We start from the raw sequence: 14,402 nt of genomic DNA, 5'->3' as shown, positions 1-14,402 counted from the left end.
TTTCGCTTTACTTTAGGCGGTGGCCCGACGGGCTGTTTTTCGTTGGAATCTGAGGGTTACGGAGCGTCCTCATGGGCTGGCATCCGGTAGGGGACCACCAGGACGGGGCGGCTCTGGTGATGGCTGAGCCACGTGCCCGCCGAGCCGCTGAGGGCTTCCGAGAGGCGGTGCGAAAAGCCGCGTTCGGAGGTTCCGACGATGATCATCGGAGCGTTCAACTCGGCGGCGAGCTGCCCCAGGGCGCGGGCCGGATCCCCGGCGAGCGTGCGGAGCGACCACTCCGGCGCGCCGCCGCCGGACGCCGCCTTGTCCACGGCAGCCCGGATCTGTGCCTTCAGTTCGGTTTCAAGGCCCGGGAGGTCGCTGTCGTCGTCCGGATGCAGGGAAAGCCGGTGGGCGGATCGGGCAGGGTCCCACTCCACCAGGTAGCTGGCCTCATCCACGTAAGCGCACACCAGGGGCGCGGCCAGGCGGGTGGCAAGGTTTGCCGCGGTCTGGAGGACCTCCGGGTGCTGTTTGGGCGTAACCCCCACCAGCAGCGGTGCACCGTCAGTGTATTCCCACGTCATGCTGCCCATTGTCCGCCCACGGGGTGCGGCGTCAACAGGTACCTTCGGCCTGTCGCATGGAGTCGTTCGCCCTGCGCTGTGGCCGGTTTCGGAGCTAAGCCACCGCCGGGTAGGCAGTGACCACAACATTCTTGCCCCATGGATCTTCCGTGTAGCAGCTGATCAGGACCAGCCGGTTGGGCACCATGTCCCAGACCGGGCTGTCCTTCAGGGTGGACTTCTTGTAGGTGGTGACGCTGTCCACCTTGTAGGTGATGGTGCCGGCAGCGGTTTCCACCTCAAAGCGGTCGCCCGCGGCCGCCGCTGAACTGAGGTGGTTGAACGGGGCGTCCGCACCCTCCCAGCTGTGGCCGATCACGTATGTGGTGTTGCCGGAGCCTTTGCCCGGGATCCCGAACGGTGTCAGCCAGTAGCCGTCCTTGGTGGCAGGCGGCTCGATGGTCCGGCTGGACTGGGCCGCGCCATCGAGGTCCAGGGGATGGATGGCCACATCGAAGTCAGCGGAGGGGTAGCGGATGTGGACGGGTTGCGCTGCGGCCGGAAGCTGGGGTCCTGCCGGGGCCGGGATTGCGGCCGGGGACGCCTGGACGGGGGCGGGCGTGGCATCCGGCGTGCCTGTGACGGCCATCGGGGCGGCCGCACTTCCGGACGGTACGGCGCCTGGCGTCATGGGGGCGGTGACCGCGGAGCCGGTGTGGGGCGCCGCTTGTCCTTGGGGGAACAGCGGACTGCCAAAGGTGAACGACAGGAAGGCCACCACGCCGCAGGAGAGGATGGCCAGGTCGCCCCGGTTCACGCGCCGCCACGGCCGCCGGGTCCGGGCAGCGTGCCGGCTCCGTTGCTGTGGCATGGCACTCCTCCTGCGTTGGTTCGGTGGTGGAAGGAAGGCGTCCTGCCGGGCACTGGCAGGACGCCTTCCTTGTCGCGGGGCCGCTGCGAGCGGCCTGTACCGGCTAGCCGGCGGTGTTCACGGAGCGGGACCGGCGGCGTACTGCCACCGCGGCTCCGGCGGCCGCCAGTGCTCCCACGCCGGCGAGCCAGGCCGGGCCGCCGTCCCTGGCGTCAACCGCCGTCTGGGCGTTGAAGCCCTGGTTGGTTCCCACACTGACGGGTGCTGCCACCGGAGCGGGCTGGGCTGCGGTCTGCGGGACCGCGGCAACCTGCTGGGCGGGAGCGGGCTGGGCAGGAGCGGCCGCTGCGACGACGGGGGCCGGCGGGTTGACCACCGGAGCGGCGGCCGGCGGCTGCACCACGGGCTGATCGACGACGACCGGCGGGGTGACGACCGGAGGGGTTACGACCGGCGGGGTCACCACCGGCGGGTCGACGACGACCGGCGGGGTGACGACCGGCGGTGTCACCACGGGGGGATCGACGACGACGGGAGGATCGATGACCTCGCCCGGGGGCAGCGGCGCGCAATTGGCGACGTAGAGGATCTTTCCTGCGTTGGTCCAGTTCTTTCCCTGTGGAAGTTTGGGCGTCGGCGGGATGATGTCTTCTGCATGCTGGGCGTGTCCGCCAATCCCGTTGACGTTGAACGACAACGGCGACAGGCCGCTGCCGTCCCAGTGGCAGACCACCACTTGGTCGGAGGCCGCCATGGCGGGTGCTGTGACGCTGAGCAGGCCCAGGCCCATCACCCCCAGTGTGGCTAAGGTGCGTTTCATGTTTTCTCCCCATATATATGTGTGAAACGGACCATGGTGAGGAAAGGCAGCGGTGGCGCCAAGGGCCCCAGCAGCACGGTCAGCTTGCGTGAGTTTTCAGGCTAGGGGCGCCCCCCGAAGGCAGTCGCGAGTAGCGGCTACTCGTCTTTTCCGCGGCCGGGGTGGCCAGGTTACTTGCGGGTACCCTAAAAGCCGCATGGCCCACCTGCTTCCGCTGCGAAGCCTTGTCCGCCACCTGCGCCGCGCTTAACGTTTTAACTGACGCAGGGAGGTGAACATGGAAATCTTCATGTGGTGGCTGGACCTGGACCTTGCAAGCAAGGAGTGGCTCCGGGAAAACCTCTATGCGGAGGAGCTGCCGCTTCCGGTACTCCAGGGCATTGCGGAGGCCGGCGGACCCCACCCCGGTAATCCGGCGGCCGTCCTTAACGCCGCCGATTGGGACTTCATCCAGACCCAATCGGAGTTTGTGGACTGAAGGCCTTCGGGACCCTGAAACCGTTGCGCGCTGGTCCATCGGGTGGTTGCATGGTGCGCATGGCAACGGCGCAAACATACCTCTTGGCGATCGGCACTAAAAAGGGGCTGTGGCTGGCCACAAGCCAGGACCGGCAGGAGTGGTCTTTCACCGGGCCCCACTTCCTGATGGCAGAAATCCCCAGCATCGGCATCGACACCAGGGAGGGCCGCACCAGGATCATGGTGGGAGTCAGCAGCCCGCACTGGGGACCCACGGTGGCGCACTCCGATGACCTCGGCGCCACTTGGACCGAGCCTGAGCACGGGGCCATCAGGTTTCCGGAAGACACGGGCGCGGCCTTGGAGCGCGTCTGGCAGATCTATCCGGACACGGAGTCACGCCCCGGTGTGGTGTGGGCAGGAGCCGAACCCATCTCGGTCTGGAAGTCCACGGATGGCGGCGAACACTTCGAGCTGAACCGCGGTTTGTGGGACCACCCCCACCGCACCGAATGGGGAGCAGGCTACGGCGGGGCGGCGGCGCACTCGATCGTGGTCCACCCCGGAGGTGACACCGTCCACGTGGCCATGAGCACCGGCGGCGTTTACCGCTCGCTCGACGGCGGTACGTCCTGGGAAGCGCGCAACAAGGGAATCTCCGCGTACTTCATGCCGGATCCCAACCCCGAGTTTGGCCAGTGCGTTCACAAGATCGCGGCGGACGCGGCGGTGGACGGGCGCCTCTACGCCCAGAACCATCACGGGGTCTACCGGACGGACAACAATGCCGAGAGCTGGGACTCCATCGCCGAGGGCCTGCCGGCCGATTTCGGCTTCGTCATGCTGGCCCACCCGCGCAGGGCGGGGACGGCATGGGTGGTTCCGCTGAAGGCCGACGGCGAACGCATACCGCCCGGGGGCAAGCTCGCCGTGCACCGCACGGACGACGCCGGGAACACCTGGACGAGGCTCGATGCCGGCCTGCCGGACGAGGAATACAACAGCGTCCTCCGGGACGCGGCGTCGGTGGACACCGCCGAGCCGGCAGGGGTGTACTTCGGCACCCGGGGAGGGACCGTTTACGCGAGTGCGGACGAGGGCGGAACGTTCACGGAAGTGGCCACCCACCTGCCGGACGTCCTGTGCGTGCGGGCGGCAGTGGTGGCCGGTGCCTGACATTTCGTTGGTGCTGCCCAGTGTCCTGCAGCCCCTGGCCGGCGGGCAGTCCGTCCTGACTGCACCCGCCGACGGGCCGGTGACCGTGGGAAAGCTCCTTGATGCGGTGGCCGCGGACTATGCCATCCTGGGCAGGCGGCTCCGCGACGAGACCGGCGCCTTGCGGCGGTTCGTCAACATTTACGTGGGTGGCGACGAGGTACGGCGGCAGCAGGGCCTGGACACCGAAGTCGCGCCGGGCCAGGAGGTCCTGGTGATCCAGTCGGTGGCCGGCGGCTGAAAGGCAGGCCCGGTCGGCCTGGCGGCGGGCAGTCCTGACTGACTGCGCCCGCCGCCAAACATCCAGTGCCTAAGCCACGCGCCACACGCTGCATTCGTCCGTATTGATGGCTTTCCGGACCCCCGTGATCCGGTCCAGGATCCAGACCACGCCGATCCCGGGGGCGGTTTCCTGGACGCTGCCGCGGCGGATCACCACGTCGTCGTAGGAGGGCCCCACCGAGAGGCGGGCTTCGATTTCGTCACCGCGGTGGAGCTGGTCCAGTGCGCGGACTCTGGTTACATGCGTGGTCGCCTTCTTCAACATCGCGGGGCCTCCTGGCTGGAGCTGGTGCCGGCTCTTGCCTGCGTTAACCAGTGTGGGCGCGGATTGTTGCGTGCCGGTTTCCTCGCGGTTAGGGCGCGGTTAGTTCTTCGCGCCGCGGCGGTTTCATGCCGCTGTTCCGCCCCGGTAGGCGGCGAGGAAGCTGGAGATCCGCCGGACCGCTTCCTCGATGTCCAGTACCGAGGGGAGGATCACGAAGCGGAAGTGGTCCGGTGCGGGCCAGTTGAAGGCCGAGCCGTGGGAGACGAGGATTTTCTGGTCCCGGAGCAGGTCCAGGACGAACTGCTCGTCGCTCTTAATGGGGTAGAGCTCCGGATCCAGGCGGGGAAAGAGGTACATGGCGCCTGACGCCGGCACGCAGGTGACGCCGGGGATGGCCGTAAGCAGCTTATGGGCGAGGTCGCGCTGTTCCCGGAGCCGGCCCCCGGGCTTCACCAGGGCCTCGATGCTCTGGTAGCCGCCCAGGCAGGTCTGGATGGCGTGCTGGGCGGGTACGTTGGCGCACAGGCGCAGCGAAGCGAGCAGTTCGAGGGCTTCGCGGTAACCGGCGGTGGCGGCCAGCGGCCCGGTGACGGCCACCCAGCCGGCCCGGTAGCCAGGCATGCGGTAGGCCTTGGACAGTCCGCTGAAGGTCAGGCAGCAGATGTCCTCGGCGACGGCCGCGGTATGGATGTGCTGGGCGTCCGCGTACAGCACTTTCTCGTAGATCTCGTCAGAGAACAGGACCAGGTTGTGCTTCCGGGCCAGTTCCGCGAACTGCTCCAGGACGTGGCGCGGGTAAACGGCGCCGGTGGGGTTGTTCGGGTTGATGATCACGATGCCCTTGGTGCGGCGGGTGATCTTCGCTTCCACATCGGCCATCTCCGGCCACCAGTTCTCCGCTTCGTCGCAGAGGTAGTGCACCGGCTTGCCGCCGGTCAGGGTCACGGCGGCCGTCCAGAGGGGATAATCCGGTGCCGGGACCAGGATTTCGTCGCCGTTTTCCAGGAACGCCTGCAGGCACATGTTGATCAGTTCGCTGACGCCGTTGCCGATCACGATGTCCTCGACGCCGATATTCATCAGGCCCCGGGTCTGGTAGTACTGCGAGATGGCTGTCCGCGCCGTGAAGATGCCCTTGGAATCGCTGTAGCCCTGGGCGCCACGGAGGTGGTGGATCATGTCCACCACAACGGACTCCGGCGCTTCCAGCCCGAAAGGTGCGGTGTCCCCGAGGTTCATCTTGAGGATCCGGTGGCCCTCGGCCTCCATGTTCTTGGCCGCCTGCAGGATCGGTCCCCGGAGTTCGTACCGGACGTTTTGGAGTTTGCTGGAATGTTGCATGGCTCGCATGGTTGATTTTTTCACACACGCCGGTCCGCGGCGTGTGGCAGCCCACGTCGTGGCCGCCTGCCGACCGGAGGCCACTTGTTCGATAAGTTGGATACTTGTAGTCCCACTCGTCCCGCGCCGGGCAGCACAAGGGGGACCGGAAGGAAGTGCCTCCTATGGGCGGAGTGCTCATCGGCCTCGCCGTGATCGGCGTCGTCATCGCCGTCGGATACCTTGCTGCACGCTGCGGCCTGGGCGACGAACCCACCATCATGGCACTGACCCGTACCGCTTTTTTCATCACCAACCCGGTGCTCCTCTTCACAGTGGTGTTGAAATCGGATCTGTCAGTGGTCTTCTCTGCCTACGTACCGCTGGCCGTGATCACGGCCGCCGCCACCGCGATGCTGTATGTGGCAGCCAGCCGGATCTGGTTTCCGCGGCCGCTCGCGGAGACGGCCGTCGGCGCGATGGCGGGGTCCTACGTCAACGCCAACAACATAGGCATCCCCATAACGCTCTATGCGTTGGGGGATGCCACACCCGTGGCCCCCGTGCTCCTGGTCCAGCTGCTCCTGTTCGCCCCGCTGGTCCTCACTCTCCTGGACCTGTCCGCCGCGGGACGGTTCTCTCCGCGGCTGATGCTCACCCAGCCTTTCCGGAACCCCATGATCATCGCCTCGCTGCTGGGCGTGGTCCTGGCCGCGCTGCACGTGGAGCTCCCGGCCCCGGTGATGGCCCCGCTGACGCTCCTGGGCGGGGCGGCTGTCCCGGTGGTGCTGCTGGCGTTCGGGATGTCGCTGCGCGGAACCACCATGCTTCGAAGTGCCGGCCACACCCCTGAAATCCTTACGGCCACGGCACTGAAGTCCGCGGTGATGCCCCTGCTGGCCTTCGTCGTCGGACGCTTCCTGTTCAACCTTGACCATCACATGCTCCTGGGCGTGGTGCTCATGGCGGCGCTTCCCTCCGCGCAGAACGTGTTCCTGTTCGCCAGCAAGTACGGCCGCGGCGTGGCCGTGGCACGGGAAACCATCCTGCTCTCCACTGCCGCCGCGGCACCGGTGCTGGTGCTGATCGTCTGGCTTCTGGCCGCCTGAATCCGTGCCGCCCTACCGTCCGGGGGCCCGGCCGGGCAAGAATGGGCGCTATGGAACTTCCCGTGATGCCGCCCGTCCCGCCCATGCTCGCCAAGGCCGTCAGCGGTATCGATGGGATTCCAGGCGGCGGGGACCTCAGCTACGAGCCCAAATGGGACGGCTTCCGGTCCATCATCTTCAGGGACGGCGACGACCTGGAGATCGGCAGCCGCAACGAGAAACCGATGACCCGCTATTTCCCGGAACTGGTGGCCGCCCTGAAGGAGAACCTGCCGCCCCGCTGCGTGGTGGACGGCGAGATCATCCTGGTGGGCGCCGCCGGAGACCGGCTCGATTTCGATACCCTGCAGCAGCGCATCCACCCCGCCGCCAGCCGGGTGAAGCTGCTGGCCCAGCAGACACCCGCCTCCTTCGTGGCGTTCGACCTCCTGGCCTTGGGCGATGACGACTACACCGGCAGGCCGTTCTCGGAGCGGCGGGCAGCCCTGGAGAAGGCGCTCGCGGGCAGCTGCGCGCCCGTCCACCTGACGGCAGCCACCACGGACAAGGACACCGCGGCACAGTGGTTTGAGCAGTTCGAGGGGGCGGGTCTGGACGGCATCGTGGCCAAGCGCCTGGCGGGCCGGTACGAACCTGACAAGCGCGTGATGTTCAAGGTCAAGCACGAACGGACCGCTGACTGCGTGGTGGCCGGCTACCGGCTCCATAAGAGCGGGCCCGACGCCATCGGTTCCCTGCTGCTGGGCTTGTACAAGGACGACGGCGGCCTGGCCAGCGTGGGCGTGATCGGCGCCTTCCCGATGAAGCGGCGCAAGGAATTGTTCGACGAGCTCCAGCCGCTGGTCACAGACTTCGACCACCACCCATGGGCCTGGGCCAAGCAGGAGGAGGGCGAGCGGACGCCGCGGAACGCCGAGGGCAGCCGCTGGAGCGCCGGCAAGGACCTGTCCTTCATTCCATTGCGGCCCGAGCTCGTGGTGGAAGTCCGCTACGACCACATGGAGGGCGAGAGATTCCGGCACACCGCGCAGTTCAACCGCTGGCGGCCGGACCGGGATCCGGAATCCTGCACCTACGCCCAGCTCGAGGAGCCGGTGAACTTCGACCTCGCCTCGGTGCTGGAGACCGGCCGTCCGTAGCGGACTGCTGCCGAAGCAGCCCATCTTTCACAAAGGGAAGCCCGCCATTTGGGGGAATGGCGGGCTTCCCGACTCCAAAACCGGGCTGGTTTGACGCTTTCGGCGCCTACTTCATGCCCAGCAGCCTGGTGGGGGTCCGGAAGGACTCCTTGGCGGTCAGGGCCGAGACGGCGGCGATGGCGCAGATGATGCCGGTGAAGACGGAGATCTGCACCCAGCCGCCGGGCTGGATCCCGCCCATGGCTGCAACGATGGCGGGGGCGAAGCCTGCCATCAGGAAGCCGAGCTGCGTGCCGATGGCCAGGCCGGAGAAGCGGACCTTGGTGCTGAACATCTCGGCGTAGAAGGACGGCCAGACGGCGTTGGCTGCCGCGTAGCCTCCGGAGAAGTAGCCAATGGCGGCCAGGAACATCAAGGGGATGCTGCCGGACTCCAGGCTGAGCAGGAACACCGGCGTCAGGATTGCGCTGGCCACGGCGCCGTAGATGAAAACGGGTTTGCGGCCAATCCTGTCCGCCAGCATCCCGAAGAGTGGCTGCGTGCCCAGGGCCACCAGGTTTGCACCCACCACGAGCCACAGGGTGGTGGTGCCGTCCACGCCGGCCACGGTCTTCGCGTAGCTGATGGCCAGGGTGCCGAAAACGGTGGACACGGCGGCGATGAACGCGCAGCAGATGACGCGGAGGACGTCGCGCCAGTGACCCTTGAGCAGATCCGCGACGGGCAGCTTGGCGATCTGGGCGGTCTTGCGGGCTTCTTCGAACGCGGGCGGTTCGTGCAGGGTGCGCCGGATCAGGAACGCCACCACCACCACAACGGCGCTGAGCCAGAACGGGATGCGCCAGCCGATGCCGAACTTGATCTCGTCCGGCAGGGCCAGGACGGGGATGAAGACGAGGGCGGCGAGGATCTGGCCGCCCTGGGTGCCGGTGAGGGTCCATGAGGTGAAGAAGGAGCGGCGGTTGTCCGGGGCGTGCTCGAGCGTCATGGAGGAGGCGCCGGCTTGCTCGCCTGCGGCCGAGAGGCCCTGGCAGAGGCGGGCCAGCACCAGCAGGACGGGAGCCCACCAGCCGACGGTCTTGAAGTCCGGCAGGCAGCCGATCACGAACGTGGAGGCGCCCATCAGCAACAACGTAAACATCAGCACCTTGCGGCGGCCCACCCGGTCACCGAAGTGGCCCAGGATGATGGCGCCCACCGGCCGGGCCACGTAGGCGAATCCGAACGTCGCAAAGGACATGATCGCGGCGTTGGTGTCGGCGTCGGGGAAGAAGACCTTGGGGAAGATCAGGGCGGCCGCGGAGCCGAAGATGAAGAAGTCGTAATACTCGACGGCGCTGCCGAGGAAGCTGGCAAGGGCTGCCTTCTTGGGCGTCCCGCCGGAGGTGAGGGCACCCGCCCCGGCGGACGGAAGTGTCTGGCTCATGGTGTTCCTTTGGTGTGACGACATTGTCGCGGATGGATCTGGTGGTCGCAGCCGCCGCTGCCTGGGTGCGGGCGGCGAGATGCGGCTGGAGTCCGGAAAGACCCGGCAATTCGTAGCCACATGGTGAGAGCTACTTTTGCGATACAGAAACTATGTCTGTGAGGGCAGTCACTTGTCAAGAAAATACTCACGATCTAGAAATAGCTCTCACATTGTGGCAACATCGAGTTATGAGTGTGAACCAAACCACAGTGGCCGACGACGAATCCACTGGTCCCGGCCCGGCTGTCCCCGGCCAGGCGCCCGTCAATGCCCTGCCTCCCGAACCCAAGGCCGCCACCAAGGCTGCCGAGCGCCCGGACATGGTGGGCAAGGCACTTAGCCTGCTGGTCCTCCTGGGGGACGAACCCCGGGGGGCAAGCGCCGCCGAAATCTCGCGGCGCGCGGAGTTGCCGTTCAGCACCACGTACAGGCTGCTGGGATCGCTGGCGCGCGACGGCTTCGTTGATTATGAGCCTGAGGGTCGCCGCTACCACCTGGGCCTGCGGATCTTCCAGCTCGGCCAGCGGGTCTCCAACCATCACGGCTTCGCCGGCACCTCCCTGCCCATCCTGCGGCGGGTGACCGAGCGGACGGGGGAGGCCACCATCCTCAGCGTCCGCGACGGCCTGCACCACCTCACGGTCAGCAAGGTGGACGGCCCGCAGATCTTCCGCGTCACCAGCGACCCCGGCCACCTGGGCTCACTTTCCACCACTGCCGTAGGGAAGGCCCTGGTGGCTTTCGCAGACGATGCGGAACGCGAGCGGCTGCTCTCGGAGCTTCCGCTGGAGGCCCTCACCGAACGTTCCATCACGGACCGCGACGCCTTCCGCAAGGAAATCGATGAGGTGCGCCGCCGCGGCTACGCGGTCATGGACGAAGAGAACGAGGCCGGTATGCGCGCAGTGGCCGTCCCGCTGCTCAACAGCCAGGGGCACGCCTTCGCCTCATTGGCCACGGCAGTCCCCGTGTTCCGACTCAGCCTTGAAGAGCTGGAGGTGCATGTTCCCGTCCTGCAGGAGGCGGCTGCGGAGCTGGCTGACCGCCTGCCGCAGCGCGCCTGACCGCTTCGATCCGCGCCAACCAAGCCTGCGATCCATCACCTTGTTCGTATCTCGAACTAGAGTGCGCAGAGTGAACAATTGCTGTACTGTAATCCCTATCACCGGACAAGCCGCTCCCCGCGTGGAAGCAGTTCCCCGGTGCCGTTACCAAAGGAGCTGCACGGATGAGTAATCGAACTGAGTCCTACCTCGTGGGACTGGTCGGAGACGGCGTCACGCCATCACTCACCCCTCCCATGCATGAACGCGAAGGGGACGTGCAGGGCCTGCGCTACCTCTACCGGCCCATTGACCTCCTCGAACTGGGCCTGTCCGGCGAATCCGTCGGCACCATCCTGCAGAGTGCACGCACCCTGGGCTTCAACGGCCTGAACATCACCCACCCCTGCAAGCAGCTCGTCCTGGAGCACCTTGATGAGATCTCCCCGGACGCCCGCCGCCTGGGTGCCGTCAACACCGTGGTTATCAGGGACGGCCGCTTCATCGGGCACAACACCGATTTCTCCGGTTTCGCCGCCGCCCTGGCATCCGGCCTCCCCGGAGCCCGCCTGGACCGCGTGGTGCAGCTGGGCGCCGGCGGAGCCGGATCCGCCGTCGCCTATGCCCTGCTCACTGCCGGCGTGCGGACCCTTGACCTCGTGGACATGGACCCGGCCCGGGCGGCTGACCGGGCCGCCGAGCTGCAGGGTTTCTTCCCCGAGAACACCATCACGGCAGGCACGCCGGCGGACCTGCCGCGGCTCATGCCGCTGGCCGACGGCCTGGTGCACTGCACCCCGGTGGGCATGGCCGCGCACCCCGGCGTGCCGCTGGACCTGGACCTGCTGGAGCAACGCCACTGGGTCGCGGACATCGTCTACCGCCCCATCGAGACCGAACTGGTCCGCGGGGCCCGCGCCAAGGGCTGCGAGGTCCTGGACGGCGGCCGGATGGCCGTGGGCCAAGCAGCGCACGCCTTCCGGATCTTCACCGGCCAGGACGCGGACCCGGACCGGATGCGGGCACACTTCCTGGAGCTTGTGGCCGCCGAGGAGGTGGCAGCCTGATGCGTACGGGAATCGCCACCGTCTGCCTGTCCGGCACGCTGAAGGAAAAGATGCAGGCCTGCGCGATCGCCGGGTTCGACGGCATCGAGATTTTTGAACAGGACCTGGTCACCTCGCCCCTCAGCCCCGAGGACGTGCGGAAAATGGCAGCCGACCTTGGCCTCGGCCTGGACCTCTACCAGCCGTTCCGGGACTTCGACGGCGTCACCCCGGACCTGCTCAAGGCCAACCTCCGGCGCGCAGAGGCGAAGTTCAAGCTCATGTCCCGCCTGGGCATGGACACCATCCTGGTGTGCTCCAACGTTGCCACGGCCACCATCGACGACGACGCCCTGCGCGCCGAACAGCTCGCCGAGCTGGCGCAGCTGGCCGGGGACCACGGCGTCAAGGTGGCGTACGAGGCACTCGCCTGGGGCAAGTACGTCAACGACTACGAGCACGCCTACCGGCTGGTGGAGACCGTGGACCACCCCAACCTGGGGACCTGCCTGGACTCCTTCCACATCCTCTCCCGGGACTGGGACACTGCGCCGATCGAAAGCATCAACCCGGACAAGATCTTCTTCGTCCAGGTTGCAGACGCCCCCAAGCTCTCCATGGACGTGCTGTCCTGGAGTCGCCACTACCGGGTTTTCCCCGGCGAAGGCCAGTTCGAGCTGGCAAAGTTCATGGGCCACGTGGTCCGTGCCGGGTACACCGGCCCGGTTTCCCTGGAGGTCTTCAACGACGTCTTCCGTCAGTCCGACGTGGACCGCACGGCCGTCGATGCCATGCGGTCGCTCATCTGGCTGGAGGAACAGAGCGCCAACTGGCTCGCGGACGCCCCCGCCGCCGGTACCGTTCCCGGCGGCGGCGCGCCCCGCCGTCGTTATCCCATGGAACTGGCCACCCTGCCCAAGGTCAACGAACCTGCCGGCTTCAACTTCGCCGAGGTCAAGGCGGACGATACCGCGCAGCTGGAGAAGCTCCTGGGCCAGCTCGGCTTCGCGTTCGAGGGGCGGCACCGCACCAAGGACGTCCAGCTCTGGAGCATGGGCCAGGCCCGCGTGATCATCAACGAACAGGCGGCCTCGCACGCCGAGCCCGCCATCGCCGCGCTGGGGTTCGACGTCGATTCCCCCGTGATTGCCTCGGCCCGGGCCCAGCAGCTCAAGGCCCCCGTGGTGGCCCGCAAGGTCCAGGCCGACGAGGAAGTCTTCCAGGGCATCGCCGCCCCGGACTCCACCGAAATCTTCCTCTGCCAGGGCAGCCCGGACGGCACCGCCGCCTGGACCCACGAATTCGGCGAAGGCCTCGAACACCCCTCCGCGGGAGCCCGGGCCGTGATTGACCACGTCAACCTCGCCCAGCCGTGGCAGCACTTCGACGAAGCCGTCCTCTTCTACACCAGCGCCCTGGCCCTGGAACCCCAGCCGTTCGCCGAGGTGCCCAGCCCCAGCGGCCTGGTGCGCTCGCAGGTCATGCAGACCTCCAACGGCGCGGTTCGCCTGGTGCTCAACCTCGCCCCGGTGCAGCAGGCGCACGGCCAGAAAACGTACCAGGAACACATCGCCTTCGCCGTGGACGACCTCGTGGCCACGGCCCGCGCCGCCCGCGACAAGGGCCTCGAGTTCCTGCAGATCCCCGCCAACTACTACGAGGACCTGGACGCCCGGTTCGACCTTGAACCCGGGTTCCTGGCCACGCTGCAGGAACTCAACCTGCTCTTCGACCGGGACGCGGACGGGGAATTCCTGCACTTCTACACCGCCACCGTGGGCAGCGTGTTCTTCGAAATGGTGGAACGCCGCGGCAGCTATGACGGTTACGGCGCTCCCAACGCCCCGGTGCGCCACGCGGTTCAGTACGACTCCCTGCACCGCACCTGAGCCAACCCAGACCACAGACACTGCAAACCCAACAGATGAGAAAGGAGCCAGCCATGCCGGAAGACATCACCGCGGAGCTGGAGTCGGAGGAACTCGTGCCCCCGGCCGAACCGAAGGCTGCCCACCAGCCACTGGACAAGGCCATCGAATCGCAGGCGGACCTCAGTGCAGAGATCAACGCCATCGGCGAGGCATACCAGCGGGCCCTCAAAGACGGCGGCCTGCCGGAGACCCAGCCGCGGCTGGACTACCCGCCGTACCGCAGCAGCATCCTGCGCCACCCCACCAAAAGCCTGCAGCACGCCGACCCCGAAACCATTGAGCTCTACTCGCCGGCGTTCGGGCACCAGGACGTGCACGCCCTGGAGTCCGACCTGACCATCCAGCACAACGGCGAACCCCTGGGTGAGCGGATCATCGTCTCCGGCAAGGTCCTGGACGGCGAGGGCCGTCCGGTGGCGGGACAGCTGGTGGAGATCTGGCAGGCCAACTCCTCAGGCAGGTACATCCACAAGCGTGACCAGCACCCGGCCCCGATCGACCCCAACTTCACGGGCATCGGCCGCTGCATCACGGGCCCGGACGGCTCGTACCGGTTCGTCACCATCAAGCCCGGTGCCTACCCCTGGAAGAACCACCTGAACGCGTGGCGCCCGGCGCACATCCACTTCTCGCTGTTCGGCACCGAGTTCACCCAGCGCATCATCACCCAGATGTACTTCCCCGGCGACCAGCTCTTCCCGCTGGACCCGATCTACCAGACCATCGTGGACCAGGACGCCCGCGACCGGCTGGTGGCCACCTACGACCACAGCCTCACCGAGCCCGAATGGGCGCTGGGGTACAACTGGGACATCGTCCTGACCGGGCCCAAGCGGACCTGGACCGAAAACGAAGCGCTCGGCGCAGAAGGTGACGAGGAATAGGA

The 14,402-nt window shown here is 67.2% G+C and carries 15 protein-coding genes; 9 read left to right on the top strand and 6 right to left on the bottom strand.

Annotated elements, in window-relative coordinates:
• Window positions 1–56: 56 nt before the first annotated feature.
• The 3 genes from QRM95_RS03435 to QRM95_RS03425 all read right to left on the bottom strand — a co-directional run bounded on the left by QRM95_RS03435 (window position 57) and on the right by QRM95_RS03425 (window position 2,239).
• Window positions 57–569, bottom strand: a complete 513-nt coding sequence (locus tag QRM95_RS03435; RefSeq protein WP_285246460.1) for a universal stress protein — start codon at window positions 567–569, stop codon at window positions 57–59.
• Window positions 570–663: 94 nt separating this feature from the next.
• Complete coding sequence (locus tag QRM95_RS03430) at window positions 664–1,419, bottom strand: class F sortase (protein ID WP_285246459.1); 756 nt, start codon at window positions 1,417–1,419, stop codon at window positions 664–666.
• Between the two features lie 103 nt (window positions 1,420–1,522).
• A complete protein-coding gene (locus QRM95_RS03425) occupies window positions 1,523–2,239 on the bottom strand; it encodes a hypothetical protein (protein ID WP_285246458.1) in 717 nt (238 codons plus the stop codon).
• A gap of 277 nt (window positions 2,240–2,516) precedes the next feature.
• On the opposite strand from QRM95_RS03425, the gene QRM95_RS03420 reads away from it, so the two are divergent.
• From QRM95_RS03420 to QRM95_RS03410, 3 genes are read left to right on the top strand one after another with little or no spacing between them, the layout of a single operon-like run.
• Window positions 2,517–2,717, top strand: a complete 201-nt coding sequence (locus QRM95_RS03420) for a hypothetical protein (RefSeq protein ID WP_018762888.1) — start codon at window positions 2,517–2,519, stop codon at window positions 2,715–2,717.
• A 50-nt stretch (window positions 2,718–2,767) separates the two neighbouring features.
• Window positions 2,768–3,874, top strand: coding sequence for a WD40/YVTN/BNR-like repeat-containing protein (locus QRM95_RS03415; protein WP_285246457.1), 1,107 nt, complete (start codon window positions 2,768–2,770; stop codon window positions 3,872–3,874).
• On the top strand, window positions 3,867–4,154 hold the full coding sequence (locus QRM95_RS03410) for a MoaD/ThiS family protein (protein ID WP_285246456.1): 288 nt from the start codon (window positions 3,867–3,869) through the stop codon (window positions 4,152–4,154). The genes QRM95_RS03415 and QRM95_RS03410 overlap by 8 nt, the downstream gene beginning before the upstream one ends.
• 69 nt (window positions 4,155–4,223) lie before the next feature.
• Here the strand turns inward: QRM95_RS03410 and QRM95_RS03405 are convergent, their stop codons facing one another.
• Window positions 4,224–4,460, bottom strand: coding sequence for a hypothetical protein (locus tag QRM95_RS03405; protein ID WP_018762891.1), 237 nt, complete (start codon window positions 4,458–4,460; stop codon window positions 4,224–4,226).
• 123 nt (window positions 4,461–4,583) lie between these two features.
• On the bottom strand, window positions 4,584–5,810 hold the full coding sequence (locus QRM95_RS03400) for a pyridoxal phosphate-dependent aminotransferase (RefSeq protein ID WP_285246455.1): 1,227 nt from the start codon (window positions 5,808–5,810) through the stop codon (window positions 4,584–4,586).
• 155 nt (window positions 5,811–5,965) lie between these two features.
• Here QRM95_RS03400 and QRM95_RS03395 point away from each other — a divergent pair, with 155 nt between their 5' ends.
• Window positions 5,966–6,889, top strand: a complete 924-nt coding sequence (locus QRM95_RS03395; RefSeq protein WP_285246454.1) for an AEC family transporter — start codon at window positions 5,966–5,968, stop codon at window positions 6,887–6,889.
• Window positions 6,890–6,939: 50 nt separating this feature from the next.
• Window positions 6,940–8,028, top strand: a complete 1,089-nt coding sequence (locus tag QRM95_RS03390; protein ID WP_285246453.1) for an ATP-dependent DNA ligase — start codon at window positions 6,940–6,942, stop codon at window positions 8,026–8,028.
• A 106-nt stretch (window positions 8,029–8,134) separates the two neighbouring features.
• Here QRM95_RS03390 and QRM95_RS03385 read toward each other — a convergent pair whose 3' ends face one another.
• Entirely contained in the window at window positions 8,135–9,454 is a 1,320-nt protein-coding gene (locus QRM95_RS03385; protein ID WP_285246452.1) for an MFS transporter, read from the bottom strand.
• A 230-nt stretch (window positions 9,455–9,684) separates the two neighbouring features.
• On the opposite strand from QRM95_RS03385, the gene QRM95_RS03380 reads away from it, so the two are divergent.
• The 4 genes from QRM95_RS03380 to pcaH all read left to right on the top strand — a co-directional run bounded on the left by QRM95_RS03380 (window position 9,685) and on the right by pcaH (window position 14,400).
• Window positions 9,685–10,560 (top strand): IclR family transcriptional regulator, encoded by an 876-nt coding sequence (locus tag QRM95_RS03380; protein WP_285246451.1) that lies wholly within the window; start codon window positions 9,685–9,687, stop codon window positions 10,558–10,560.
• A gap of 164 nt (window positions 10,561–10,724) precedes the next feature.
• A complete protein-coding gene (locus QRM95_RS03375; RefSeq protein ID WP_285246450.1) occupies window positions 10,725–11,606 on the top strand; it encodes a shikimate dehydrogenase in 882 nt (293 codons plus the stop codon).
• Entirely contained in the window at window positions 11,606–13,474 is a 1,869-nt protein-coding gene (locus QRM95_RS03370) for a bifunctional sugar phosphate isomerase/epimerase/4-hydroxyphenylpyruvate dioxygenase family protein (RefSeq protein ID WP_285246449.1), read from the top strand. The genes QRM95_RS03375 and QRM95_RS03370 overlap by 1 nt, the downstream gene beginning before the upstream one ends.
• A gap of 53 nt (window positions 13,475–13,527) precedes the next feature.
• A complete protein-coding gene (gene pcaH / locus QRM95_RS03365) occupies window positions 13,528–14,400 on the top strand; it encodes a protocatechuate 3,4-dioxygenase subunit beta (protein WP_285246448.1) in 873 nt (290 codons plus the stop codon).
• The last annotated feature ends 2 nt before the right edge of the window (window positions 14,401–14,402 follow it).

The sequence above is a fragment of the Pseudarthrobacter sp. efr-133-R2A-89 genome, assembly GCF_030209315.1.
Taxonomy (GTDB): domain Bacteria; phylum Actinomycetota; class Actinomycetes; order Actinomycetales; family Micrococcaceae; genus Arthrobacter.
Note: the sequence above shows the minus strand (reverse complement) of the source record. Positions and strands in the feature narration are given on the sequence as shown.

Excerpts from the sequence above, each read along its gene's own strand:
- QRM95_RS03425 (WP_285246458.1), bottom strand. The coding sequence starts at position 2,239 with ATGAAACGCACCTTAGCCACACTGGGGGTGATGGGCCTGGGCCTGCTC.
- QRM95_RS03415 (WP_285246457.1), top strand. The coding sequence starts at position 2,768 with ATGGTGCGCATGGCAACGGCGCAAACATACCTCTTGGCGATCGGCACT.
- pcaH (WP_285246448.1), top strand. The coding sequence starts at position 13,528 with ATGCCGGAAGACATCACCGCGGAGCTGGAGTCGGAGGAACTCGTGCCC.
- QRM95_RS03385 (WP_285246452.1), bottom strand. The coding sequence starts at position 9,454 with ATGAGCCAGACACTTCCGTCCGCCGGGGCGGGTGCCCTCACCTCCGGC.
- QRM95_RS03380 (WP_285246451.1), top strand. The coding sequence starts at position 9,685 with ATGAGTGTGAACCAAACCACAGTGGCCGACGACGAATCCACTGGTCCC.
- QRM95_RS03390 (WP_285246453.1), top strand. The coding sequence starts at position 6,940 with ATGGAACTTCCCGTGATGCCGCCCGTCCCGCCCATGCTCGCCAAGGCC.
- QRM95_RS03400 (WP_285246455.1), bottom strand. The coding sequence starts at position 5,810 with ATGCGAGCCATGCAACATTCCAGCAAACTCCAAAACGTCCGGTACGAA.
- QRM95_RS03405 (WP_018762891.1), bottom strand. The coding sequence starts at position 4,460 with ATGTTGAAGAAGGCGACCACGCATGTAACCAGAGTCCGCGCACTGGAC.
- QRM95_RS03370 (WP_285246449.1), top strand. The coding sequence starts at position 11,606 with ATGCGTACGGGAATCGCCACCGTCTGCCTGTCCGGCACGCTGAAGGAA.
- QRM95_RS03395 (WP_285246454.1), top strand. The coding sequence starts at position 5,966 with ATGGGCGGAGTGCTCATCGGCCTCGCCGTGATCGGCGTCGTCATCGCC.
- QRM95_RS03430 (WP_285246459.1), bottom strand. The coding sequence starts at position 1,419 with ATGCCACAGCAACGGAGCCGGCACGCTGCCCGGACCCGGCGGCCGTGG.
- QRM95_RS03435 (WP_285246460.1), bottom strand. The coding sequence starts at position 569 with ATGACGTGGGAATACACTGACGGTGCACCGCTGCTGGTGGGGGTTACG.
- QRM95_RS03375 (WP_285246450.1), top strand. The coding sequence starts at position 10,725 with ATGAGTAATCGAACTGAGTCCTACCTCGTGGGACTGGTCGGAGACGGC.
- QRM95_RS03420 (WP_018762888.1), top strand. The coding sequence starts at position 2,517 with ATGGAAATCTTCATGTGGTGGCTGGACCTGGACCTTGCAAGCAAGGAG.